This is a genomic window from Brachyspira sp. SAP_772, assembly GCF_009755885.1.
Lineage (GTDB): Bacteria > Spirochaetota > Brachyspiria > Brachyspirales > Brachyspiraceae > Brachyspira.
The window spans coordinates 292,188-317,421 of the sequence record NZ_VYIX01000003.1 but is presented as its reverse complement, the minus strand read 5'-3'; the positions used below and the strand labels follow the sequence as shown (position 1 = coordinate 317,421).

At 27.4% G+C, this 25,234-nt stretch carries 25 protein-coding genes, 4 tRNA genes and 1 rRNA gene; 16 read left to right on the top strand and 14 right to left on the bottom strand.

Annotation, left to right across the window (positions count from 1 at the left end):
• Positions 1-111 precede the first annotated feature (111 nt).
• Both rrf and GQX97_RS11140 read left to right on the top strand, forming a co-directional pair.
• A 5S ribosomal RNA gene (gene rrf / locus GQX97_RS11145) occupies positions 112-228 on the top strand.
• Positions 229-323: 95 nt separating this feature from the next.
• A complete protein-coding gene (locus GQX97_RS11140) occupies positions 324-554 on the top strand; it encodes a hypothetical protein (RefSeq protein ID WP_157152028.1) in 231 nt (76 codons plus the stop codon).
• Between the two features lie 116 nt (positions 555-670).
• On the opposite strand, the gene GQX97_RS11135 is transcribed toward GQX97_RS11140, so the two are convergent.
• The gene (locus GQX97_RS11135) at positions 671-1,660 is read right to left on the bottom strand and encodes a LacI family DNA-binding transcriptional regulator (protein WP_157152027.1); all 990 of its coding nucleotides are present in this window, start codon (positions 1,658-1,660) and stop codon (positions 671-673) included.
• Between the two features lie 171 nt (positions 1,661-1,831).
• On the opposite strand from GQX97_RS11135, the gene GQX97_RS11130 reads away from it, so the two are divergent.
• The 4 genes from GQX97_RS11130 (at position 1,832) to GQX97_RS11115 (ending at position 6,245) form a co-directional block, all read left to right on the top strand.
• Entirely contained in the window at positions 1,832-3,253 is a 1,422-nt protein-coding gene (locus tag GQX97_RS11130; protein ID WP_157152026.1) for a PTS transporter subunit EIIC, read from the top strand.
• Positions 3,254-3,291: 38 nt separating this feature from the next.
• Positions 3,292-4,761, top strand: coding sequence for a sucrose-6-phosphate hydrolase (locus tag GQX97_RS11125; RefSeq protein ID WP_157152025.1), 1,470 nt, complete (start codon positions 3,292-3,294; stop codon positions 4,759-4,761).
• A gap of 213 nt (positions 4,762-4,974) precedes the next feature.
• Positions 4,975-5,502, top strand: coding sequence for a flagellar export chaperone FliS (gene fliS / locus GQX97_RS11120; RefSeq protein WP_157152024.1), 528 nt, complete (start codon positions 4,975-4,977; stop codon positions 5,500-5,502).
• 2 nt (positions 5,503-5,504) lie between these two features.
• The gene (locus GQX97_RS11115; RefSeq protein ID WP_198391219.1) at positions 5,505-6,245 is read left to right on the top strand and encodes a protein kinase; all 741 of its coding nucleotides are present in this window, start codon (positions 5,505-5,507) and stop codon (positions 6,243-6,245) included.
• Positions 6,246-6,857: 612 nt separating this feature from the next.
• Here GQX97_RS11115 and GQX97_RS11110 read toward each other — a convergent pair.
• The 4 genes from GQX97_RS11110 to rpsF form a co-directional block, all read right to left on the bottom strand.
• Positions 6,858-7,445: a thioredoxin family protein gene (locus tag GQX97_RS11110; protein WP_232473330.1), complete on the bottom strand. Its 588-nt coding sequence runs from the start codon at positions 7,443-7,445 to the stop codon at positions 6,858-6,860.
• A gap of 120 nt (positions 7,446-7,565) precedes the next feature.
• On the bottom strand, positions 7,566-7,907 hold the full coding sequence (gene rpsR, locus GQX97_RS15090; protein WP_157152022.1) for a 30S ribosomal protein S18: 342 nt from the start codon (positions 7,905-7,907) through the stop codon (positions 7,566-7,568).
• Between the two features lie 24 nt (positions 7,908-7,931).
• Positions 7,932-8,366: a single-stranded DNA-binding protein gene (locus tag GQX97_RS11100; RefSeq protein WP_157152021.1), complete on the bottom strand. Its 435-nt coding sequence runs from the start codon at positions 8,364-8,366 to the stop codon at positions 7,932-7,934.
• A 31-nt stretch (positions 8,367-8,397) separates the two neighbouring features.
• A complete protein-coding gene (gene rpsF / locus GQX97_RS11095; RefSeq protein ID WP_157152020.1) occupies positions 8,398-8,730 on the bottom strand; it encodes a 30S ribosomal protein S6 in 333 nt (110 codons plus the stop codon).
• Positions 8,731-8,904: 174 nt separating this feature from the next.
• Here rpsF and recG point away from each other — a divergent pair, with 174 nt between their 5' ends.
• Positions 8,905-10,977 (top strand): ATP-dependent DNA helicase RecG, encoded by a 2,073-nt coding sequence (gene recG / locus GQX97_RS11090; protein WP_157152019.1) that lies wholly within the window; start codon positions 8,905-8,907, stop codon positions 10,975-10,977.
• A gap of 326 nt (positions 10,978-11,303) precedes the next feature.
• On the opposite strand, the gene GQX97_RS11085 is transcribed toward recG, so the two are convergent.
• From GQX97_RS11085 to GQX97_RS11070, 4 genes are read right to left on the bottom strand one after another with little or no spacing between them, the layout of a single operon-like run.
• Positions 11,304-12,035 carry a ComF family protein gene (locus GQX97_RS11085; protein ID WP_157152018.1) on the bottom strand — a complete coding sequence of 244 codons (732 nt, stop codon included), beginning with the start codon at positions 12,033-12,035 and terminating at the stop codon, positions 11,304-11,306.
• Positions 12,028-12,789 (bottom strand): 3-deoxy-manno-octulosonate cytidylyltransferase, encoded by a 762-nt coding sequence (kdsB, locus tag GQX97_RS11080; protein WP_157152017.1) that lies wholly within the window; start codon positions 12,787-12,789, stop codon positions 12,028-12,030. Before kdsB ends, GQX97_RS11085 begins: the two co-directional genes overlap by 8 nt.
• Before the next feature lies 1 nt (position 12,790).
• The gene (locus GQX97_RS11075) at positions 12,791-13,276 is read right to left on the bottom strand and encodes a PTS sugar transporter subunit IIA (RefSeq protein ID WP_157152016.1); all 486 of its coding nucleotides are present in this window, start codon (positions 13,274-13,276) and stop codon (positions 12,791-12,793) included.
• A gap of 16 nt (positions 13,277-13,292) precedes the next feature.
• A complete protein-coding gene (locus GQX97_RS11070) occupies positions 13,293-13,688 on the bottom strand; it encodes a hypothetical protein (RefSeq protein WP_157152015.1) in 396 nt (131 codons plus the stop codon).
• Positions 13,689-13,825: 137 nt separating this feature from the next.
• Here GQX97_RS11070 and GQX97_RS11065 point away from each other — a divergent pair.
• From GQX97_RS11065 to GQX97_RS11045, 5 genes are all read left to right on the top strand, one after another.
• A tRNA-Pro gene (locus GQX97_RS11065) sits at positions 13,826-13,899 on the top strand.
• A 2-nt stretch (positions 13,900-13,901) separates the two neighbouring features.
• Positions 13,902-13,975, top strand: a tRNA-Arg gene (locus GQX97_RS11060).
• Between the two features lie 38 nt (positions 13,976-14,013).
• Positions 14,014-14,089: transfer RNA gene (locus GQX97_RS11055), tRNA-His, on the top strand.
• Positions 14,090-14,160: 71 nt separating this feature from the next.
• On the top strand, positions 14,161-14,865 hold the full coding sequence (locus GQX97_RS11050; RefSeq protein ID WP_157152014.1) for an outer membrane beta-barrel protein: 705 nt from the start codon (positions 14,161-14,163) through the stop codon (positions 14,863-14,865).
• A gap of 77 nt (positions 14,866-14,942) precedes the next feature.
• Positions 14,943-15,016 (top strand) — tRNA-Arg (locus tag GQX97_RS11045).
• 7 nt (positions 15,017-15,023) lie between these two features.
• Here the strand turns inward: GQX97_RS11045 and GQX97_RS11040 are convergent.
• Complete coding sequence (locus GQX97_RS11040; RefSeq protein ID WP_157152013.1) at positions 15,024-15,509, bottom strand: YkvA family protein; 486 nt, start codon at positions 15,507-15,509, stop codon at positions 15,024-15,026.
• 63 nt (positions 15,510-15,572) lie between these two features.
• Positions 15,573-17,183 (bottom strand): hypothetical protein, encoded by a 1,611-nt coding sequence (locus tag GQX97_RS11035; RefSeq protein ID WP_157152012.1) that lies wholly within the window; start codon positions 17,181-17,183, stop codon positions 15,573-15,575.
• Positions 17,184-17,414: 231 nt separating this feature from the next.
• Between GQX97_RS11035 and GQX97_RS11030 the strand changes: the two genes are divergently transcribed.
• From GQX97_RS11030 to GQX97_RS11015, 4 genes are all read left to right on the top strand, one after another.
• Entirely contained in the window at positions 17,415-18,770 is a 1,356-nt protein-coding gene (locus GQX97_RS11030) for an aspartate kinase (protein WP_157152011.1), read from the top strand.
• Between the two features lie 28 nt (positions 18,771-18,798).
• A complete protein-coding gene (locus GQX97_RS11025; protein ID WP_157152010.1) occupies positions 18,799-19,293 on the top strand; it encodes a DUF4234 domain-containing protein in 495 nt (164 codons plus the stop codon).
• A 61-nt stretch (positions 19,294-19,354) separates the two neighbouring features.
• A complete protein-coding gene (locus GQX97_RS11020) occupies positions 19,355-19,789 on the top strand; it encodes a PepSY-like domain-containing protein (RefSeq protein ID WP_157152009.1) in 435 nt (144 codons plus the stop codon).
• A gap of 88 nt (positions 19,790-19,877) precedes the next feature.
• Complete coding sequence (locus GQX97_RS11015; protein ID WP_157152008.1) at positions 19,878-20,990, top strand: MGDG synthase family glycosyltransferase; 1,113 nt, start codon at positions 19,878-19,880, stop codon at positions 20,988-20,990.
• A 2-nt stretch (positions 20,991-20,992) separates the two neighbouring features.
• Here the strand turns inward: GQX97_RS11015 and GQX97_RS11010 are convergent, their stop codons facing one another.
• From GQX97_RS11010 to GQX97_RS11000, 3 genes are all read right to left on the bottom strand, one after another.
• Positions 20,993-21,403, bottom strand: a complete 411-nt coding sequence (locus GQX97_RS11010; RefSeq protein WP_157152007.1) for a PepSY-like domain-containing protein — start codon at positions 21,401-21,403, stop codon at positions 20,993-20,995.
• Between the two features lie 81 nt (positions 21,404-21,484).
• Positions 21,485-23,326 carry a methyl-accepting chemotaxis protein gene (locus GQX97_RS11005; protein ID WP_157152006.1) on the bottom strand — a complete coding sequence of 614 codons (1,842 nt, stop codon included), beginning with the start codon at positions 23,324-23,326 and terminating at the stop codon, positions 21,485-21,487.
• A 189-nt stretch (positions 23,327-23,515) separates the two neighbouring features.
• Complete coding sequence (locus GQX97_RS11000; RefSeq protein WP_157152005.1) at positions 23,516-25,102, bottom strand: FGGY-family carbohydrate kinase; 1,587 nt, start codon at positions 25,100-25,102, stop codon at positions 23,516-23,518.
• Between the last annotated feature and the right edge of the window lie 132 nt (positions 25,103-25,234).

The following is a 25,234-nucleotide window of genomic DNA, read 5'->3' as shown; positions in this document are numbered from 1 at the left end:
GTTTTCTTCTTAACAAACAAAAAGAAAACATATAACAAGAATGAGACAATCTACGCTCCTATATATCTGGCAATATCATCAATAAGTTGTTCTTTAATTTGCTAATATTATTTCGGTGACCATAGAGAAAGTGATACACCCGTTCCCATTCCGAACACGGCAGTTAAGCCTTTCATCGTCGATGGTACTGTAAGGGTAGCTTTACGGGAGAGTAGAACGTTGCCGGGTATATATTATATATTTTTATCCCAATAGATTTTTCTGTTGGGATTTTTTATATTTAAACTTTTTCTTATTAATAAGATATTAAAAGAGATTGATAAATGAATAACAAAGAAAGAATTATAAAAACTATTAGAATTATAGCATATATATTTTCTTATATGATGGTTACTGTTGTGGCTTTTAATTATGGTTATATGTTTTATGCCATTAAATTTGATGGGGCTTCTGCTTCGCCTAATATTTCTTTTATTTTTGCTTTGCCTTTTATAATAGCGATATTAGTATGTGTTATTATTATAAAAATTATTAAAAAAAAAGATCAAAAATAATACAATTATTTTTAGCTGAAAATAACTTTTTTGGTTTTTATAAAAATACTATAGACATTTAGTTAAGTCATAAAAAACTAACTAATTTTTTATAAATTTTGAGTATACATAAAGCCTTATTTCACACTTTTGCCTTCTATAAACTTGTAATCAACATAAAATACTTTTTCTACTTCTATATTATTAATTAAATTTATTAGAGTATTAGCGGCAGATACACCAGCATTTAATGAATCAAATTTTATTGTAGAGAGTTCAGGCTCTATTATTTCATCAATCTCATATCCTCCGAAAGATATTACAGATATATCATCTGGAATTTTAAGCCCTACTTCTTTTGCCACCATATAAACACTATGTGCTTGCCTATCTGTAGAACATATTATAGCATCCAATTTTTTGTTTTTTAATAAATTTTTAGCTGCAATTTTGGCACTATCATAAGAAAAATCTGCTAATTCAATATTTATATTTTTTATTCCATATTTTTTTAGACCGCATATAACGCCATTTTTTCTATTAACTCCAATAGCAACATCTTTTTTATCAACACTAATAAATCCTATATTTTTATGATTTCTCTTAGCAATATATTCTCCTATCTCAATACCCGCATTATAATCATCATTAATTATGCTTATACCATCAGCATATTCTTGCCCATAAATTACAACAGGTATATCTAATTTTTTTAATATTTTCTTATGTTCATCTGTAATATATGTGGCACTTAATACTATTCCATCAACATTTAATCTTTTTAGTTTTTCTATATATTTAAGTTCTAATTCGTTTTCATGATTTGTGTTCATAATTATTGGCATATAATTTTTTTCTCTAAAAGTTTTTTCTAAGCCAGTTAGTACCCTAGATGTAATTATTGAATCTAAAGCTGGTACTATAATTCCTATCATGTAGCTTCTTCTTGCTTTTAATCTTGCAAAAGTATTAGGTTCATAATTATATTTTTTTATTATTTTAGCTATTTTCTCTTTAGTTTCTTTTTTTACATATCCGCCGTTATAATATCTTGATATTGTAGTCTTTGTTACTCCTGCAAGTTCTGCTATTTCTTTCATTGTTATTTTTTTATTTTCTGTTTTCATTAAATGATACTCTTCTTATATGTTGTTTTTATGAGAGTATATATCTTTTATATTAAAAATCAAATATATTGATTTATTTTTTATAAAATTTCTATAATTGTGGTTGACAGAATAGTAAAAGATGATACAATAATATGTAACCGATTACACAAATATTAATAGGATTTTATTATGGCTATCAATTACAAAAAAACCGCTGAAGAAATTATTAAAGTAGTAGACAAAGATAATATTATCTCTGCTACTTTCTGTGCTACTAGATTAAGATTAGTAGTAAAAAACAGAGAGACTATCAAAGACTCAGATATACAAAAGATAGATGGGGTTAAGGGAGTGTTTTTTAATTCTGGGCAGTATCAGATAATATTGGGTACTGGTGTTGTAAATAAGGTTTATGCTGAGGTTGTTAATTTAGGAGTTGAGGGAGCAGCAAAACAAAATACAGAAGAAACAAAGAAATCTACAGAAAAAAACAGCTTTAGAAAGTTTATTCGTATATTTGCTGATGTGTTTGTACCTATAATGCCTGCTATGATTGCAACAGGTTTATTTTTGGGTCTTAAAGGTGCTTTAATTAATGACAGTTTTTTAGGAATGTTTAATTTACAAGTTGCAGACATACCCGTTTCTGTTATGACATTTATGAGTGTTCTTACAGAAACAACATTTGCATTTTTGCCTGCTTTGGTATGTTGGTCAACATTCAGAGTATTTGGCGGCTCTCCTATATTGGGTATATTACTTGGATTAATGCTTGTTTCTCCTGCTTTGCCTAATGCATATTTGGTTGCTAACCCTGACAGCGGTGTGAAACCTATTATGCTTTTTAATTTTATACCTATAGTGGGTTATCAAGGAAGCATACTTCCTGCTCTAATCGCTGGTATTATAGGCTCTAAAGTGGAATTAAATTTAAGAAAAATTATACCTAATATAATAGATATACTAGCTACTCCTTTTTTAACTTTGCTTATAATGCTTATATTATCTTTAGCTGTAATTGGACCAATTTTCCATATAGTTGAACAGTGGATATTAGTAGCTATTAATTTCTCTTTATCATTACCTTTTGGAATTGGCGGATTTATAATAGGTTTTGGAATAATATTTATAGTTGTTACTGGTGTTCATCATATAATGAATTTAATAGAGATATCTTTTCTTGCTGCTACCACTCTAAACCCAATCAATCCTCTTTTATCTGTTGCTAATTTAGCTGCTGGTGCTGCTTGTTTGGCTGTTACATTAAAAACTAGAAGAAAAACTGTAAAAGCTATGGGTTATGGAGCTACATTATCAGCTTGGCTTGGTATAACAGAGCCTGCTATATTTGGTATCAATATAAGATATGGAATAAAGCCTATGGTTTGCGGTGCTATTGCTGCTGGTATAACAGGTTTAATTGCTAGATTATTAAACTTACAGGCTACTGCTAATGGTGTTACTGGTATACCGGGGGTATTGCTTTATATTTATGATAGTAAACAATTAATAGGTTATATTGCTGTTGCTTTAATTACTGTTATTTTATCTTTCACTATTACTTGGTTCTTTGGTGTGCCTGATGAGTATATGCAAGAAGATGAAGAGTAAAAATATATAATAGGCGTAAATATATTAAGGATAATTAAATGAACTTGGTTGCTAAAGTATTTGAAGAGGCAATAAAACAAAAAGAAATAGAATATATTAATAAAGAAAATAAAAAATGGAGATTAAATTTTCATTTAATGCCTCCTGTAGGTTGGCTTAATGACCCTAATGCTTTATCCTACTTTAAGGGGGAGTATCATATATTTTTTCAATATTCCCCTTTTAGTGCTAATGGCGGATTAAAGTTTTGGGGTCATTATACAACTAAAGACTTAATCAATTATAAATATATTGGAGTTTCATTATATCCAGACCAAAAATATGATTGTCATGGAGTATATTCTGGCTCTGCTTTTATAGAAGATGATAAGATATATATATATTATACAGGCAATGTAAAACTTTTAGGGAAGCATGATTATATTGAAAGCGGAAGAGAGGCTAATACTATGCTTATTGTTTCAAATGATGGTATTAATTTCTCTGAAAAAGAATGCTTAATGGAGATGAAAGATTATCCTAAAGGTATTACCAATCATATAAGAGACCCTAAAGTGTGGAGAGAGGGGGATTCTTATTATATGGTTCAAGGGGCAAGAAAATATGGAGCTGATAGGGATAATGATATTGGAGAGGTGTTAGTATTTTCTTCAAAAGATAAAAGAAATTGGAAACATATAAGCACTATTAGCACTAAAGAGAGATTTGGTTATATGTGGGAGTGTCCTGATTTGTTTAATTTAGATGGGCAAAATATTTTAATTACTTGTCCGCAGGGTGTAAATCAAATCGATAGTGTTTACGAAAATATCTATCTCTCTGGATATTTTTTAATTAATGATGATTACAAAAATAAAGAGTATGTTGAAGCAACAAGCTTTACTGTATTAGATAGAGGGTTTGACTTTTATGCTCCGCAGACTTTTTTAGATGAAAATGGAAATAGAGTTATTATAGGATGGATGGGTGTTCCTGACACTGAAGAGACTCATAAAAACTTAACAGTTCATTATGGCTGGCAGCATTGCTTAACTGTTGCAAGAGAATTAAGTTTCAAAAATGGCAAACTATATCAAAAACCTCATAGAAGTTTAGAAAAATTGAGAGAGAAAAAAATATTTGAAAATAAATGTTCTTATTCTTCATTATCTGATAATTTAATTTATGATGTTAACTCTTATGAAGTTTTAATTGACAGTATAAAATGTTCTAATAATTTTGAACTATTAATTTCTGAAGGTGTTTCTATTAAATATAAAGAAAATAAATTTATATTAGAGTTTGTAGGCGATACAGGAAAACAAATCGGAGGCGGCAGAGGCAAAAGAAGTGCCTATTTAGAAAAGTTAGAAAATATAAGAATATTAATAGATACTTCAGCTATAGAGATATTTATAAATAACGGAGAGATGGTATTTACTACTAGGTATTATCCAGATAAATATTCTTTTAGAGTTTCAGGGGACATGGGTTTAACAATATATAAATTACAATCTTTTAGCTATTAAATTATTTTTAATAGTTTTATTAATTTAATATAAAAAACAACTTATGTAAAAATATCATAAAAATTAAATCTCATTTTTGACAAATTATGCTTGTTTCGGTATAATATAGTATATGTATGCATCTTTTATAAAAAATAGTAAAAAATATTTTATGCTTTTTTCTATTTTCCGATAATAATTTTATAATAAATATTAATTTATGGGGGGATTTAATTGTCTACTAATAAAGGTTACGAAAAATATAAAAAAATCGATGTAAGTACAGCATCTCAAAATAGACTGATTATTATGCTCTATGACGGTGCTATTAAGTTTCTTGAGAATGCTTGTAATGCTATGGACAAAAAACATGGCACAGAAGAGGCTCATAATAATATAATGAAAGCTCAAGAGATTATATATGAACTTCTCTCTTCTCTAAACTATGATGCTAAAGAAATAGCTGAAAGACTTGCTTCTATATATACTTATATGAATCAAAGATTAACAGAAGCAAATATATCTAAAACTAAGCCGCCTATATTAGAAGTTATAAAATATCTTCAAGAGTTAAAAGGTGCTTGGGAGAGTGTTGAGCAAAAAATGTCATCTTCTAACAATACTATAAGTAATACATCAAAAGAAGAGAATAATCAGACTACTCAAAATAATTCTACTTCTAATAATAATAAAAGTTATGATAAAAACTTTACAAAAAAAGATGATAAAGCTGTTACATCAAAATTAAATATTACGGGTTGATGATGAAAAAGATTTGTTTTTATATTTTTATATTTATAGTTTTTATATCTGCTGTATCTTGCGGCGATAGAACTCAAGAGACTATTGAACAGTATCAAGCTAGAATGCAAAATGCTGAGATACTAAAATATTATAATATACAAGAAGTGACACCTCCTAGAGTTGTAGATGACGGTATATTATTTACTTTTGCAGAAAATTATGATTCTGTGGAAGTTTCTGGAGATTTTAATAATTGGGAAGATAGCATACCTCTTATAAAAAACTCTTATGGTATATTTTATTATTTGTGGCAAACTCCTCTAAAGGCTGGAGAATATTCATATAGATATAGAGTTAATGGTGTGTGGATTAATGACCCTATAAATCCAAACGTAGAATATGACAACAACAATCAAGAGGTTAGTTATTTTGTATTAGCTGAAGATATTGGTTTTTATGAACGAAATCCTATATATAATGCAGACGGCACAGTAACATTTTTCTACAGCAATGATACTGCATTAGAGGTGATGTTTACATCAGATAAATTAGGTTTTGACAGCTTAAGATATCCTATGACTTATTCTAACAATTTATGGACTATAACTTTAAGAGCAGAACAAGGCCCTTATTACTATAACTTTGTAGTTGATAGAGTATGGGAAATAGACCCTCTTAATTTGAATGTTTATAGCGGAAATGATGGAAGACTTCATTCATTCACTACTATAAATTATAATAATACAAATTTAATAAAGTAAATAATTAAATTTGTATTTAAGTAACTATACTTTATCAATTTTTATATTTGCCTAAAAGTATTATCAACTTTTTTGTGCTCTCGCTGTGCGGACTTCGTCAAAAAGTTTTTGCCATTCGGGCACGCTTCGCGAAAACGCATATACTATAGCTAATATCTTAGGAATATGTATTAAGTATGAAATAATACTTGTGTTTTAAGCTAATAAATGCAGTTCTTTTGCTTCTTTTATACCAATACCGAGTAGGTGCCTATCGGCAAAAGAACTGGAATGCTACCCTACGGGCACGCTTCGAAAGGGCAAAGCCCTGAAAACATTAAAATTTTAAAAATATAAAATTTTATACTATAACCTTACTTCTTTATTCTTCTCCATAATATTCAATAGCTTCTATATATTGATTTTTTAACTCATTATTTGTTATACTGTTGGTAAAGCTCTTTAGGTAGTTTATTCCTTCTTCTCTATCTCCATTAATTATTTTATAAATGCCGCTAAAATATATGGCTTCATATACTTTTTGAGAATTACTATAATTGTTTAATACTTCATTGAAATAATTAATGCCTTCGTCAAACTGTTCATTATAAAATAATAATGTTCCTATATCTACTAAATATGTTGGTATGTCTTCTTTTTTTCTATTTTGTTTTCTTTTATAAGTACATCATACATCTCTGCTGCTTCTTTATAATACTCTGAGTCTATATATATTTTTAATTTCTCTATACTAGGATTATTATTTGCAAACTCTCTATTAATATTTTCTCTTTTTATTTCTATATTTGTTATCTCTTCAAGTAAATCATTTGTATCAATATAGCCTAATATCTTTTTTATAATAAAACCATTTGTATTTATGAGTACTGTAGTAGGAAAGGCACTAATATTATATTTATTTGTGAGAAATTTTATATTTTCATCATTATATTCAGCATTAATTTTTAAAGGCACAAAGTTATAGTTAATATTAGAGGCAACATTTTTATCTAAATAAACATTTGTCTCCATTATCTTACAAATTGTGCACCAATCAGTATAAAAATCTATCATTATAGCTTTATTTTCTTTTGCAGCTTTTTCTAATGCTCTATTATAATTAGTTTCCCAATTTATTAATTCTATGTTTTTGTTAGAGTTTTTATTGCAAGATAATAACAGTAATAGTGCAGTAAACGATATAATAAAAATATTTTTCATTTATGTATCCTAATTTATTAATTTACTAATTTTATTTATAATAAAAAAACAGCCATCATATATAAAATATAATGACTGTTATTATTATCAACTAGTTTATCAAATTTATAAAACTAATTATTAATATTTAGTTTCATAAGGAAGAAGAGCAATATTTCTAGCTCTCTTTATAGCTTTAGTAACTAATCTTTGATGTTTAGAGCAAGTTCCGTTTAAGCGTTTAGGTATAATTTTTCCGCTTTCTTTAACGTATTTCTTTAATAATTTTATATCTTTATAATCTAATACATCAATATTGTTTTTGCAGAAATAACATATTTTTTTCTTAAAGAATTTTTTTCTGCTAGCTACATCTTTTTCATTAGCTTCTTTATTAAAATGTTGTTTTTTATCAGCTTTAGCTTTATTTTCTTCTTCATTAGTAGAAGTATTTTCTATATTTTCTGTGTTTTCTAATTCCATTATTTTATCTCCTCAAATATTTAATTAAAATGGTACATCATCATCGTCAGAAAAACTACCTATATCAATACCATCAGACATACCGCCGACTCCAACAGAAGGAGAAGGAGTGTAAGTAGTATCCATTGATTGACTATTAGCACCTAGCATTTGCATACTATTAACTATGATTCTAATTCTTGATTTTGTAGTATTTGTATCTTTATCTTGCCATCTATCCTGTCTTAAAGATCCATTAATAGCTATTTGTTTACCTTTAGTTAAATATTTGCTTATAGTTTCTGCTGTCTTACCAAAAGCAACTACGTCAAAATAGTTAACCTCATTAGCATTTTTAGTGCTTACATAATAATTATTTGCTATAGAAAACTCTACCACAGCACTACCGCTTGGCAAATATTTAAGCATTGGATCAGCAGTAAGTCTGCCTATTAAAGTTACGTTATTTACATCTGACATAATAATTTAAGCCTCTTAGATTAATGATTAATTATGCTTCTTGACTATTAGCTTCTTCTTTTTTAGTTTCTTTTTTTTGCATAATTTCATCTAAACGAACTATTATAAATCTTAATATACTAAGCTCATATCTTAATTCTTTTTCAATTGTTTGTAAGCTTTTACCATCACATTTGAAATGATAGAAATAGAATTTACCCTCATTTACTTTACGAATAGGGTAGCTTAGTCTGTGAATGCCATAATCTGATTCATTAAATATTTCACAGTTGTAGTTTTGAAGAATTGATTTGACATGTTCTTTTGCTTTTTGATGTACAGAGTCATTTATCTCTGTAACGAAAAGAATTTCATATTCTCTCATTTTTGTAAACTCCTTGGACAAGGCTTCATATTTTCATGAAGCGAAGTATTTAATATTATTTTTATTCTAGCGATTATATATTTTTTTGCTAAAAAGTCAATGAATTTTCTTATATAAATTTTATTATAGAATTTTATGCTGAAATAATATATATTAGTATAAAATGGTTGTTATATGAAAGACTACAATAAAGAGATTTTTACTACAGATATAAAATATGTAAAAGGCGTAGGACCAAAATACGCAGAAACACTTGCTAAAAAAAATATATTCACACTTTATGATTTAATAACATTTTTTCCAAGGACTTATGAAGATAGAAGAAATACATTAAAGATAAATGAAGCATTAAAAAGTTCAGATAAAAACTGCGTGGTGTATGTTGAAGTTATAGATGTGGGGAGTTTTACTTTTCAGTTTAGAAAGAAGCCTTTAATTATAGTAACAGACGGCATCACATTATGCGAAGTTCCTATATATGGAGGACGCATTCCTGCTGGTGCAACTAAGGGAGCTAAATTATTTCTCACAGGAAAGTTTATTCGCAATATGAGAGGAAAGGTGCAATGCAGGTTTGTGGAGTTTGAAAAGCCTTCTTCCAATTCTTTATCTTACGGAAAAATAGTGCCTATATATCCGCTTACAGAAGGGCTTTCTCAAAAAAAATTAAGAACTTTAATTGTTAGCGAATTAGAAAAATTTGAAAAGAATATGCAATATGATATACCAAAGGTTATCAAAAAAAAGTACAGATTAAAAAGTTTTGTAAGCTCTATAATGGAGATGCATTTTCCTACATCTTTTGAGGCATTAGATGAGGCGAGAGAGAGTTTAGTGTTTGAAGAGTTTTTAACTTTTCAGTATATACATTTAAGCGAGAGAAGACCAAATATACTTATAAAAGAAAAAAGGTATAATAGCAGTAATTTGTTAGAGAGAGTAAAACTAAGTTTAGGATTTAGCCTCACAGACGACCAAAATAACGCTATAGAAGAGATAAAAAAAGATATGTTTTCTAATAGGCAATTATTTAGGCTTCTTCAGGGAGATGTTGGGGCAGGAAAAACTATTGTTGCATTTCTAACAGCATTAATACCAACAGAATCTAATTTTCAAACAGCTTTCTTAGCCCCCACAGAGATATTAGCACTGCAGCATTATTATACTTTTAAAAAAATAATAAAAAATGCTAACTTAGAAGATGTTATTAAAATTGATATACTTACTTCTTCTATCAGTCAAAATGAAAGAGCATATACATTAAAAAGACTTAGAGAAGGTAAAACTCATATATTAGTAGGAACTCACTCTATATTATATGATGAGGTTATATTTAAAAATCTTTCTTATGCTATAGTAGATGAACAGCAGAGATTTGGAGTTAATCAGAGAAATAAATTATTGTCAAAAGGAAATAATGTTGATTATCTATTAATGACTGCAACACCAATACCTCAGTCTTTGGCTTTAACCTTGTTTGGTGAGTTGRATTTATCTATTATTAAGAGTATGCCAAAAGGAAGAAAGGGAGTACTTACCAAATATAAAGAGTTATATGAGAGGGATCATTGTTATAAGTTTTTAAAAAGCAGAATAGCAAAAGGCGAGCAGGGGTATGTGGTTTTTCCTTTTATAGAGAATGATGACAGCAGCATAATTACTTTATCGAGCGAGTTTGAGAGGGCTAAGCAAACCTATTTTGAAAATATTAATATAGAAATAATACATGGCAAGATGAAAGATGAAGAGAAAGAATATATTATGAATAGGTTTTCAAACGGTGAGATAAAGGTGCTATTTTCAACAACGGTAATCGAAGTGGGTATAGACAACCCCAACGCCACGACAATATTAATAGAAGGTGCAGAGCGTTTTGGATTATCGCAGCTTCATCAGCTTAGAGGAAGAGTTGGGCGTGGCGATAAGCTTGGCTATTGTTACTTAATACTTCATAGTGAGCTTAATGATATAATAAAAGAAAGAATTAATGTTATATGCGAAACTACTGACGGATTTAAAATAGCTGAAAAAGATTTAGAGCTTAGAGGTGCTGGAGAGTTTTTAGGGGATAAGCAAAGCGGTATAGCAGATTTTAAGATTGGAAATATTGTAAAAGATGCTGAGATTATGCGTAAGGCAAAAGATGAGATGCGAGAATTATTGAAGCTTGATAGAGAAGAGTTTTTTAGAGAGAATGAAGACTTTGTTATTAAAGCGAATTATTTAAAGAAAGAAATGAATATTTAGTTTTTTATTATAACTGTTTCAAAACTATTGATATATAATATTAATTATAATTTTTTAATTTTCAACTTTTATTGTTCTTTTTCCCGCAGCAAAAAGAACCAAAAAGTGCAAGTGTTATAGCTTTGTATCTATGGAATATATAAAGCTAAAATAATATCATGTTTTTGTCTATGCATAAAAAGTTAGACTTAATTAAATGCAGTTCTTTTGCTTCTTTTATACCAATACCGAGTAGGTGCCTATCGGCAAAAGAAGTGGGGGTGTGGGGGCAAAGCCACCACAAACAAAAACTCAAAATATATTTTGGTAACTAATATAATAATTTTTTATCTCGCTGACGCTACCGTAAGTACGCCTATTCTTTCTATAAACGCCAATTTTCTTAATTCTAATGACATCTCATTTAAAGTTGAACCTGTTGTAAATACATCATCTATTATTAAGATATTTATTTTTTTGCTTTTATCAAATTTATATTTTTTGTTTATTTTAAAAGCGTTTTTTATTGTTTTCTCTCTTAACTCTTTTCCTTTTATCATGCTAAGAGGCTTACTTTCTTTTTTTCTAATTATTATATTTTCTATTAATGGTATATTTATTATTTTAGATATATGTCTTGCTATAAGTTCGCTTTGATTATAACCTCTTTCAAGCAGTCTATTTTTTCCAAGCGGTACAAATGAAACAGCATCAAATTTATTAATATAATCTTTATAATAAAAAGAAAGCATGGCAGCAAAATCTTTGCAAATTAAATATCTATGGCTAAACTTCATTTTATGAATTAAATTGCTTGTTTTATCATCATAATAAAGCATTGATTTGCATTCATCAAAATAAATGTTTTCGTATGAGCATATACAAGTTGAATCTTCTGTGTCTATTATTCTTCCACAGCGATTGCATCTTATATAATCATCTTTATGAATATAGCTTAATTTGTTAATGCAATCTATGCATATATAATTCATATTATCACTTTGTATAATGTTTTTGCATATGATGCAATGATTTGGAAAAAGTATATTAAAAATTATAGTAAAGAATTTTTTAAGCATTATTTCCTAATTTTATTAATGCCTCTTTTTTTAAATACTCTTGAACAATCTCTAAATCTTCTTTTGTGTCAATTCCATGTATAAAATGATTAGTTTCTAATACTTTGATTTTCATGCCATTATAAAGCCATCTTAACTGTTCAAGCTTTTCTATTCTTTCGTATTCGCATTCTTGCAATGTTTCTATTTTTAAAAGAGCCTCTCTTCTAAAAGCATAAACCCCAATATGCTTATAATATTTTACTAATATATCTTGGTCAAATCTTTTATGCGGAATAGTAGCCCTTGAAAAATACATTGCATAATCTTTATAATCGCATACCACCTTCACAGCATTTTCATCTTTAATTAAAGGACTAAAATCATCAATTTTTGTTTTTAAAGTAGCTATATCAACATCTTCATCATCAAAAGCATTTATAACAGGTTTAAGCACATCTTCATTAATTAATGGCTCATCACCCTGAACATTAATAATAATGTCAGAATCAATATTCTTAGCAACCTCTGTTATTCTTGAGGTGCCAGAAGTATGATGCACAGATGTCATAACAGCTTTAGCATTGTTTTTTTCGCATATGTCCATTATCTCTTTAGAATCTGTTGCCACTATAACATCATCTATATTTCTAGTAGCCTTAACATTGTCATAAACAGCAATAATTATAGGCTTGCCTAATAATTCATAAGTGAGCTTTTTTGGAAATCTTGTAGAATCATATCTTGCAGGTATTATAGCTGTTACTTTTCTCATTTTATTTACCGCCTATAATGTCTTTTACCATAATTACTAATTTATCTTTAAACTCTTCTTGGCTTTTTGATTCTAATAATAATACAGTATACATACTTAATTTTGATATTTTAGTCATAAGTGATAATAATTGTAAATATTTATCGCTTTTATCTATAGGGGTTAAAAACATTGTAAGCAGATGAACAGGTTTTTGGTCTAGAGCATAATAGTTAATACCGGGTTTTGATATTGCAAATATTAATTCATTTTCTTGAACTTCTTTAGTCCTTAAATGGGGAAAAGCTACGCCATAACCTAAACCGCTTGATATAATATTTTCTTTTTTAAACATACAATCAATAGTTTTAGAAATATTTATTCTAAGTCCATTAGATTCTGCATATATTAACATTTCACTTATAGCTTCTTGTTTGTTATTTGCCTTTAAATCCAGCATTATATACGATTTTTTTACGTTATCTAAAATTTCATTCAAACTCATCATAAGCGAAAATCCTTTTTTAAATATATGTATTAAAATGTTCTTTTATATATTGTTCTAATGTATATTGTTTTTGAATAAGCTCTAATGTTATATTAAGCGGATATATTGTTTTATGATTTTTAAAATCTATACCTATAGCTTCGTCATCCAAATCAATTTCTCTGGATATACTCCACTTTCCATCAAAATTCATTTTAATAATTTCGCCAATATATGCAGCTATAGCAAATATAAAGTTTCTATTATTATCATCATTTTCTAATATTTTATTTATTTTTTCTTTGAAGAACTTATCAATTTCTTTTAAGCTTTGAAGAGTATAATCAATATGATATCCTTCTCTTATTAGAAAATTGCTTATCCAATTTGCAGTTCTAATGATATCATTTTCTGGCAGTATATATTTAGACATAATATTTATAACCTTATAAAACTTATAATATATTTTTTTTTTAATAAGTCAAGTTTTAAGTAATTATCAAATAAAAATAATATAATAAATTAGTTGACAAAAAAAGAAATTAATATATAATTGAGGAACATATTTAACGGGATGTAGCGCAATTGGTTAGCGTACCTGCTTTGGGAGCAGGGGGTTGTGAGTTCGAGTCTCACCATCCCGAATGCGCTAGTAGCTCAATTGGATAGAGCAACTGCCTTCTAAGCAGTAGGTTACAGGTTCGATTCCTGTCTGGCGCGCATAGGGTCTTAAATCAAAGGCTCTTTTTTTCTTTTATGGCGAATGTAGCTCAGTTGGTTAGAGCGCCAGATTGTGGATCTGGATGTCGCGGGTTCAAGTCCCGTCTTTCGCCCTTCCTAATAAAAACAATTACTATTGATATTTTTCCTCTTTAATATACCATTTATATTATGGAGGGTCTAAAATGAAAAAAATTAAAAAACTATTATTAACAATTATTATTTTAGCTGTAACTAATATAACAGTATTTGCAGCCAGCGGTTTTGAAACTATAATTAATGTACCTTTGGGTTTATCTATTGGTGTGCCTACTGGTACTTATGAGGCTTTATCTGATAAAGGCAGGGTTGGTTTTGATTCTGGTGTTACTGCTCAAATTGGTTATATGATAGGTATTGGCAAATTGTGTATTAGTATATTGGGTGAGTTTGGATATAGTTATGACAGCTATAAAATGTATTTGCTAGAGTCTAATATTTTAGGTCAAAAAACTGAAATGAACTTAAACATGTATACTCATAGTTTTCAAGTTGGACTGCTTCCCAAAATTAATATTGGTCAATTTGCTATTGGGGTTGGTGCTGGTGTTAAGATACCTATTACAGCTGCTTATGAAGTAGATAGCACTATACTTGGTATCAATGAAAAAGTGACATCTAGTTTAAAAAGAAAAGATATAGAGCAGTATGACAGAAATGTTATTCCTTATGTTAAAGTTACTTTTGATTATTCTATATACTTTGGTTCCAAAATGGCTTTGAATATTGGAGCTTATTTAGGCTATGATTTTGGTTTGGCTCAAAAGAATACTATAGATAATGAATATACAAGCGTTGATAGTTTTGATTTAGGTTTACAATTAGGTTTGAGATTTGCTCCTAAACTATAATATTGTATAATAATAAAAATATTTACCGATAATTAATTAACATTAATTTTTATAAAAATTTTATAAAAATTAAAAAAGCGTCTGTGGCTCAATTGGATAGAGCAGCGGATTTCGGTTCCGTCGGTTGGGGGTTCGAATCCTCTCAGACGCGTAATTTTTTATTCTTCTCTTTCTTTAGATGTTTCTTCTTCTTCTTCTTCTTCTTCTTCTTCTTCTTCTTCTTTGTATTTGTATTTTTCATCTTCGTATTCTGTGTAATCATAAATTTTATATTTCCACACTCTGTATTTTTCTATTTCATCATTAAAAGATTTTATACATAGCCCTATAATAAAAGCATCATCGAGCAAACCTATTAACGGTAAAAAATCTGCTATGGCGTCAAATGGAAGAAGTAAATATAGTAATGATGCACCTATTGCAGATATTACTTTCCAAGGAACATTTTTATAATTACCATTTATATAGTCTTTTATCATACTAAGAGATAATTCTATTTTGTCTTTCAATAAATAAAGTCTATCTGATGATTGCATAGCGGCAAATATTTCTTTAGTCTTTAAAAGTAAAGAGTCTAATTTATCATAATTGATATTAGATATTATTGATAACCATATTTTTTTTGCTTTGTTTTTTAAATACATTTTAATATATCCTCTAAACAAAATAATAATATTAATTATAATTTATAATTTTAAATAGTGCTATTAATTATTTTCTAATTTTGTGAAATTTGCATCGAAGTTTATATTTATATGCGTATGATTTGAGTTTATAGTGCTTCCTATTACTAAATTATTAGGATAGCTCCAATTTCTAAGAGGCACATTAAAATATTTTAATATGCTATTTGCTTTTTCTAATTGTATTGTAAATATATAATTTGGATTATAATCATCTATTTTCTTTGTTATTTCATTTAGAGTATCTTTAGTATTTATATTGTTTATTGCTGTTTCTATGGCTCTTACATTTTCGCTGAAAAAGTATATTTTATCTATAAATGTATAATATAATGATGAACCATCGGGAAAAGTATAAGAATATATATAACTATTATTATAATTTTTCTCTGACTTTGTAATGTTAATATATTTTTTTAATAATTCATTTTCTAATTTTGGTAAGATATTATCATAGTTTTCTATATTAAATATCATAACAGGATAAATTATTTTACTTGATTCTATATAAGCTAATGCCATCTCTCCGTATAAATCACTAATGATAGTTAAAAAAGAATATTTGTTATTCATTTTATTAAATAAGTTTAATAGTTCTTTTTCTATCTTAGTATCATTATTATTTTTTAAGTCATTATATATAATAGGGTATAGTCCAGAAATATAGGATTTTAATGATAAATATACAACTGTATTTTGATATGGCAAATAGTTCTGTATATTATTTTTTTTATTCAAATTATAAAGCTCAAACTTATCAGAGCCGCCATATTGATAATCAACAAAAATATCCATTTTGCCGTTATCATCATATAGTTTTATATTTCCATATATGTCGTATACATCTTTAAAATATTTTATTGGAGTAAACAGCATAGAACCTTCACATTTATTATCATCAAATAATTTTTTGTTTATATAAAAAGAAATATCAGGATTATAATCTAATGATGAGTTTTTTAATATGTTAATATCTTCAAAACTTCCAGCTTTAGCATCAAAGAAATCTATAATTTTTCTTATACTAGAATAATTTTTGCTAATTATTACAATTCCATTATAAAAAGAAAAATAAATTAAAGGTTTATCACTTATTAAACCAAATATTTTATAATTGTTATATATCTCTTTTTTTATTTCATATTTTATAGTGCCTATGTTAATTGTTTTTAAATTAAAAAAACTATTTGCCAAAAAAGTATTAAGTTTACCAACATCAAATAAATATAATAACTCAGAGTTTGAAAGATTATTATTATATTTCCATAAAAGTATAGAGGCATTTCTTGATGTTAAAATTTTAGAAAATTGCTTTACAAAAAAGTTTGAATTATTTTTTAAATTATAAAAGAAAGCATCAATAGTTTTTATCATTATGGAGAAATCATACATAGATTCATCATGTGATATTCTATAAGCATATACAGAGCCTGTAAATTTAGATATACTTTCATTTATACTTTTAGCACTTACATACATAATACTATCTTTAGGCATGTTAATATTTTTCATGTTTTTTTGATGTAATCCAAAAGGATAGTATCCTATTATTAGTACTACAGCTAAAATTATTATTAGTGTTGAAGATACTATAATAGTTGCTTTTATTTGACGTCTTCTTTTAATGCTTATCATATTTTATTACACTCTACACAGCTATACAATTAACTATTTTCGTCATTTTAGTTATATAATTAAATTATGAAAATATATTGCTTAATTCTCTAATATAATAATTCATTAATTATTAAACATAAAATTCCGTATTATTATTTTAATAATTTTTTAATTGATAATTGAATAAAAGTATTATTTATGTTATTATAAATAGTAATATATTTGTGTTTTTACGGAGGATATTAAATAATGAAAGTGGCAAAATTTGGAGGCTCTTCGCTTGCTAATGCTGTACAAATAAAAAAAGTTGTAGATATAGTTTTATCTGATAAAGATAGAAGAATAGTTGTAGTTTCTGCACCGGGTAAGAGGGTAAAAGAAGATACAAAGGTTACAGATTTGCTTATAGCACTTGCTGATGCAATACTTGCTGGAAAAGACGGTAATCATGAATTAAAGATAATACTAGAGAGATTTAAAAGCATAATAGATGATTTAGGTTTATCACATTCGCTTTTAGAAGAAATCGACAGTGACATAAAAAATAGAATATCAGAAGATAAAAGTATTGCTGTGAAGTTTACAGATGGGGTTAAGGCTCTTGGAGAAGATATTAATGCTAAAGTAGTAGCTTCATATATTAATAGTTTAGGAGTAGAGGCAAAATATGTTAATCCAAAAGATGCTGGGTTGTTATTATCAGAAGAGTTTGGAAATGCTGCTGTGCTTGATATTTCTTATAAGAATCTTGCTAAATTAAAAGATGAAAGTGCTATAGTAGTTTTTCCCGGATTTTTTGGATATACACAAAAGGGAGATGTTGTAACTTTCCCGAGGGGCGGAAGCGATATTACAGGTTCTATACTTGCTAAGGCAGTAGAAGCTGAAGTATATGAAAACTTTACTGATGTAGATGGAGTTTTGGCTGCTTCTCCTAGTATAGTGGATAATCCTAAGCTTATAGATGAGTTTACATATAGAGAGATGCGTGAGCTTAGTTATGGCGGTTTTAATGTTCTTCATGCAGAGGCACTTCAGCCTGTTTATGAAGCTAATATACCTGTTCATATACTTAATACTAATAACACTGCTTCTAAAGGTACTAGAATAGTTGCTAAAAGAGATAAATTAAAAAATCCTGTTGTTGGTGTTTCTGGAGAATCTGACTTTTCTTGTCTTTATGTTAGTAAATATCTTATGAATAGGGAAGTTGGTTTTGGCAGAAAATTATTAGAGATAATAGAAGATGAAGGCATACCATATCAGCACGCTCCTTCTGGTATAGATAATATATCTGTAATAGTTAGAGGTTCTACTTTAACAGCAGATAAAGAAAAACGCATTTATGAAAGGGTACGTGATGAGCTTAATGTGGATAATGTTTTCTTTGATAATGAATTAGCTTTAGTAATGCTTGTTGGAGAGGGAATGCAGGAGGTTATTGGTATTTCTGCTAGGGCTATGAATGCTATTGAGAAGGCTAATGTTAATATTGAAATGCTTAACCAGAGTATTAGTGAAGCTAGTATTATGATAGGGGTAAAAGAAAAAGATTTAAATAAGGCTATTAATGCTTTATATAAAGCTTTTTTTACTGAGCAATAATTAGGAATAATTCGGAGAAAAAATTTTTATGAAAAAAGGAGTAATCTTTCCAATTCCTTTACTTCTTTTGCTTAATATACTTACCTGTGGATTATTTTATTATTATTGGATATATAAAACTACAACAGAAATAAAAGATTTCACAGGTAAAGAAGATATTAACCCATTAATTGAAGTATTATTTGGATTTTTTACTTGCGGGCTTTATTTTAAATATTGGTATTACAAGTATGGTAAGATAGTGTATAAAGAAATGCCTACTCAAATTGGAATGAATAACACTGAAGATAAAACTGTTATGATAGTTTTGATAGATATTGTTATTTTTATTGCTTTGTTTTTTAATATAATATTTAGCATTATTATTTTTGCACTTAGTGCTAATTATACAGATGATGATATTGATAGAATTTTTACTATTTTAAGAGTTATACCTTTTAGCCTTATTTATATAATAAATGCATCTTCGCTTATTTTGCAAGATAAACTTAATAATATTTGGAAAAAAGCTGAAACAATATAACAAATATTTTATTATATTTAATATATTAGTTATATAATAAATATAATAGAGAAAATTAATAATGAAAAAGCTTTATTTATTTTTACTATTTTTAAGTTTTTTTAGCTCAGGCTATATATTTTTTGATGATGACGGCGGACATTTTAATCCAATACCTTATGAGAGGATACCAGATTTATCAAAAGAATTTATAGAAAATAATTTTAATGATTATACTATTCATCATACTTTAATGAGTGGTAACACTTATATTGTAGTATTTAAAGGCGGAAGTTCTATACATTTTAATTATAAGGGTGAATGGATTAATATTATAGGCAATAGAAATATAATATCATTTGAAAAAGCAAATAAGTTTATTCCTTCAAATATTATAAACACTATAAAAGAAAAATATAACAAAATAAACTCAATATATAAAAAATCTAAAGGCTATCAATTTAAAGTTGATGATGGAAAAATAATTTCTTTTGATAAAGAAGGAAATATAATTTAAAATAATTAATTAGATTGACAAAAGATTTCATTTTATTATAATATTAATATATTAATGATATATTAATAGTTATGTAAAAGGTAAAAAAATGAAAAAAATACTTATAATATCTTCAGAATATACAGGTCATGGACATAAAAGTGTACATACCGCACTTATTCAGGGATTTGAAAGATTATATAAAGATAGCATTGAAATAAAAGTAGTTAATGGTTTTACTTTAGGCGGACCTGATTTATTAGCAGGAGAGAGACTTTATAATCAGTGTGTAAAATATTTTCCTAAACTTTGGGAGAATATTTTTAAGTTTTCATTTAAAAATAAAGATTTTATTAATAGAAATAATTCTATAACAATTAAGAGAAGTTTTTTAAAGATTTATAAAGAATATAAGCCAGATTTAATTTTAAATGTTCATCCTCTTTTTAGCGGAAGTTTATTAAATATCATAGAGAAAAATAAGTTGGATGTGAAGTTTTTTATACTTATTACAGATTTGATTACAATAACAAAGATTTGGTTTGATAATAGGGCAGATAAAATAATAAGCCCATCAAAAGAAGCTACAGAATATATGATAAAAAATGGAATAGATAGAGAAAAGCTTATAACATTTGGTCTTCCTGTAAGAGATGGTTTTACAGCCCCTTTTGCAAGCAAAGAAGAGATTATTAAAAATACAAATATTGACGGAAAACTAAAAATATTAATACTAAACAATTCTGAAAAAACTAAAAGACTTCTATATATAATAAAAAATCTCTATAGCAGATATAATTGTGAAGTTACAATAGTATGCGGAAGAAATAAGAGTACATACAATAAGCTAACTCAATTTTATTCTTCAAGGAGTTATAGTCCTCAGATAATAGGCTACACACAAGATATAGCAAAACTTTTTCATGAGAATGATATATTGATAACAAGATCAGGCCCTACAGCTATAATAGAGGCAGTTAATTGTATTATCCCAATAGTATCTATGGGGGCTTTGCCTGGTCAGGAAGAAGAGAATCCTATTTATATACAGCAAAATGGTTTAGGTTTAGATTCAAAATCTACAGATGATATATTTAACAAAATAGATTTACTTATCGCTAATAATAGAGAAAAACTTGTAAAAATGCGAGAGGCACAATTTGATTATTATGGCAGAAATGTAAGAGATGATATTGTTAAATATTTAGCAGATAATATTTAATTTTATTTTTTAATATTTCCGTCAAAGTCTATAGTAATTTTTTGTCTATTTTTGAATTCAATTTTGTAATCTTTACTTTTTTTCTGTATATATATAACTTTTTCATTTGGAAATTCTTTCTTTATAGCGTTTTTTATATTCTCTTCAAGATAATCTATAGATATTTCATTTCCTCCGCCGCTTATAGTGCCCCATTCTCCTCTATTGTTTACATATATTTTTAATCCGCCTTTGAATATTAAAATATACGTACCAGACATTTCAGAAGCTCTATATAAATAATTATCTGGAAAATATTTATCAGCAAATGCTATAGCACTTTTAGGAACTTCACTTATTGCAACAGATTTAGAATAAGCATAAGAAGTAATTAGCATTGATAAAGCAAAAATTATATATAATGTTTTTTTCATCGTTTTCTCCAATTCTCCAAGAATTATTATTTATATAAAAGATTATATATATAATAATTTTTAATGTCAATTTTTTATTAATTAATTCATCTTAAAGAATTTCATTAATTCTTGCAAATTTTGTGCTTGTTCTAAAATTTCTTTTGATGATATAGCTGTCTCATCTACCAAAGCAACATTTTTATTTGTAATATCATCTATTTTTGATATAGATGTATTTATATGCTCTATAGAAGTTTCTTGTTCTAAGGCAGTTGTGCTTATTTCATTCATTATTTTAGCGGTATTTTCTACTTTTGATTGTATATCATCAAATATTAATTTAGATTCTCTAGCAGTTTCTGCAGATTTGTTAATTTTTTCGTATATGTTGTCTATTAATAATGTTATATCTTTAGCAGAGGTTTGTGCATTTTGAGCTAAGTTTCTTACTTCTGAAGCTACAACAGCAAAACCTTTTCCATGTTCTCCTGCACGTGCAGCCTCTACAGATGCATTAAGGGCAAGTATGTTAGTTTGAAAAGCTATATCTTCTATTGTTTTTGTTATGCTTTTAATTTTTTCACTGTCTTCATAAACTTCTTCTATATTTGTTGTAGTTGCAGATATACTTCTAGCACCATTTTCTACAGCTTCTTTAGATGATGCCATCATATTATTGCCTTCTAGAGAGTTTGATGTAGAGCTTTTTATTGTAGAAGCCATTTGATGTATTGCAGATGAAGTTTCTTCCAAACTGCTTGCTTGCTCTTCTGTTCTTCTCTCTAAATCATCGCTTCCTCTAGATAATGTTAAAGCTGATTCATTAATCTTTTGAGAAGTGTTGTTAACTTCATTAATTATATTAGATAGAGCATCTCTCATCTCTCTAAAAGAATCTGCTATTTCACCTATTTCATTATTTTGGAATTTATGATCTTCTAATACAAAGTTTCCTTTTGACATATCTTTTGCCTCTTTTGCTACAATTTTTAGAGGTGAAATTTTTATTTTTGTATAGAAGTATCCTATTACATATCCAATAATAATTCCTATGATTCCTATAATAATTCCAGTAATTATTAATTGATTTCTATTTTGATTTAATAATTTATTTGGTATGGCAATTGCTAATTTCCAAGGAAGGGTATTAGCAGAGTAAAAGAAGCATGATTTCTCTACAGATGATTCTGTAAATGATAGATATCCTTCTTTTTCATTAATTACATTATTAAATTCAACTGGAAATTCTTTTCCAATATTCTCTAATAAATTATGCATTATAATATTTTTTTGATTAATAATAAAAATTCTTCTATCATTATCAAAATTATCTCCAATATTAATTAGCATCTCATCAACAACCTTAGACCAATCCAATATTACAAGCATAGCCCCCAAATAACTTTGATCCGTTCTTGAAAGTACAGGAGATATACAACCTATAATCCATTTACCATCTTTATTTTTATATATATTGTCTGACAATGTAGGTTTTTTTACACTGTCAAATTTTTGCCATAAATCTGGAAACAATTCAGATATTTTTTTTCCGCTTATATCATCTGCCTTTGATGAGCTGTTTATAATAGTGCTGTCTTTTTCTACCAATGATAAACTAATTACATAAGGGTTTTTTGCCCCCATTAATCCTAATACAGTTAGCATATTAGCTTCTGCTTCAACATTTCTTTGTATCATATAATTAATTACAAATGATAATGAAGAATAAGTATCTGCTAATACAAGCTGATTTTCAGACCAAGAATTTATAAAAGTTGTATATCCTTTTACAGTTGTTTGAAAACCATCATAATTTGCTTTATCTATGGCTTTAGAAGACATACTTACTAATGTGAATATTGATATAAATAGCAATGAAGTAATAAATATATTAATTGCCATAGGGATTTGTATTGTTAAACTATTAAATTTATTTTTCATTTTATTAGACTCTCTATTATTTTTCATTTACCTATATATGGTATATAGTATTATAATTTTTTAGGTATGTCAAACAAATTTTGAGATTTTTAAAGTTCTTAATATACTTTGCCCTAATTTTATTATTTTAAATCCTAAAAGAAAATAGGTTTTCTGTAATATAAAAAATATAATTTTATAAATATTTATCTAAAAATCTTTCATAATGTCTTCATATTTTATTTTGTCTTCATACATAGTTAAATATATTTCATATTTTTTATTGTAGTATTCTTTTAAGTTATTATCAGGCTCAACTTTATTTCCTAACTTACCCATATTACTTAAAGCTTCTTTATATGTAGGGTATATATCAGAAGCTATAGCAGCAATAATCGCACTTCCCAATACAACAGCCTCATCATGCCCTGCAAAATAAATATCTTGATTGCATATATTTGCTAATTCTTTCATATATAAAGGATTTTTAGTTAAACCGCCGCAAACTATTATATCATTGATTTTATAGCCATTATTTCTAGAAGTATCTATAATGTGTTTGGTACCGAAACAAATACTGTCAATAACAGCCCAATATATTTTCGCCATAGATTCTAAATCTTCAGCCATATCTATACCAACAATCATTCCCCTCGCTTTAGCATCAGCCCTAGGGGATCTGTTGCCATAATGATAGTCTAATACATTTAAATCTTTGATTGTAAAAGGGTTTATATCTCTTAATCTTTCTACTTCTTTATTTAAAATATCGTAGATTTTATTATGTACCCCATCAACTTCTTTTAGTATAGTATTATAATAGGAATGACTTCTTAAAGTATAGTCTAATAAGCTTCCATAAGCACTTTGACCTCCTTCATTAAGCCACATCTTAGAAACCATAGCATTATAATAAGGTCCCCATATACCGTTTATAAAGGTAGAATCGTTTCTGTTCATCATGTGGCAAGCAGAAGTTCCAGCTACTACCACCATAACATCATCAGCCTCATCTCTTAAGGAACCTAAACCGCCAGCATGAGCATCTATCATACCTACAGCTACCTTTACCCCTTCATGTAATCCCAATTCTCTAGCACTTTCAGCTGTTAAATTGCCAGCTAAAGAGCCCGGTTCTTTAACAATTGAGCCTATTTTGTCTCCTTCTAATAAATCATCAAGCCCTATATCTTTTAAAAAATCTTTATCCCACCTGTTTTCATGCACCAAATAAGTCCATTTGCATCCTAAAGTACAAGAACTTCTTATTGAAGAGCCGCATGCTTTGTATTGTAAAAAATCAGCTAAATCGAAAAATTTATCTATTCTTTTATATGAAGAGTTTAGATTTTTTTTGAGCCATAAAATCTTAGGCATTTCCATTTCTACGCTAATTTTACCGCCCACATACTTTAATACATTATAATCTTTAGAGTTTATAAATTCTGCCTCTTCATAAGCCCTGTGATCCATCCACATTATAATATTCCAATAATCATCGTTATCAGGATTAACACTAACAGGCTTATCCTCTTTATCTAATACAACAAGAGAACAAGTAGCATCAAACCCCATAGAAACTATATCTTTAGGCTCTATTTTAGCCTCTTTTATTGATTCTTTTATAACAAAACAAAGACTTTCCCAAATATCCATACTTGATTGTTCTACAAAATTATTTCCAGTTTTTCTTATTTTTATGTTTTTACTTTTAAATATTATACTTTCTCCTGTAGTAGAGAATATACCAACCCTCACGCTTCCGCTTCCTACATCTACACCAATTATATATTTCATATAAACTCCTAATTATTTAATAGAATATTCTTTTTTGTATTTATTACAATATAAATATACTTTTTTAACAATATGTTTTTTTGTATTTTCATAATTTCATAATTAAATGAACAAACAGCACTTTTATTAATA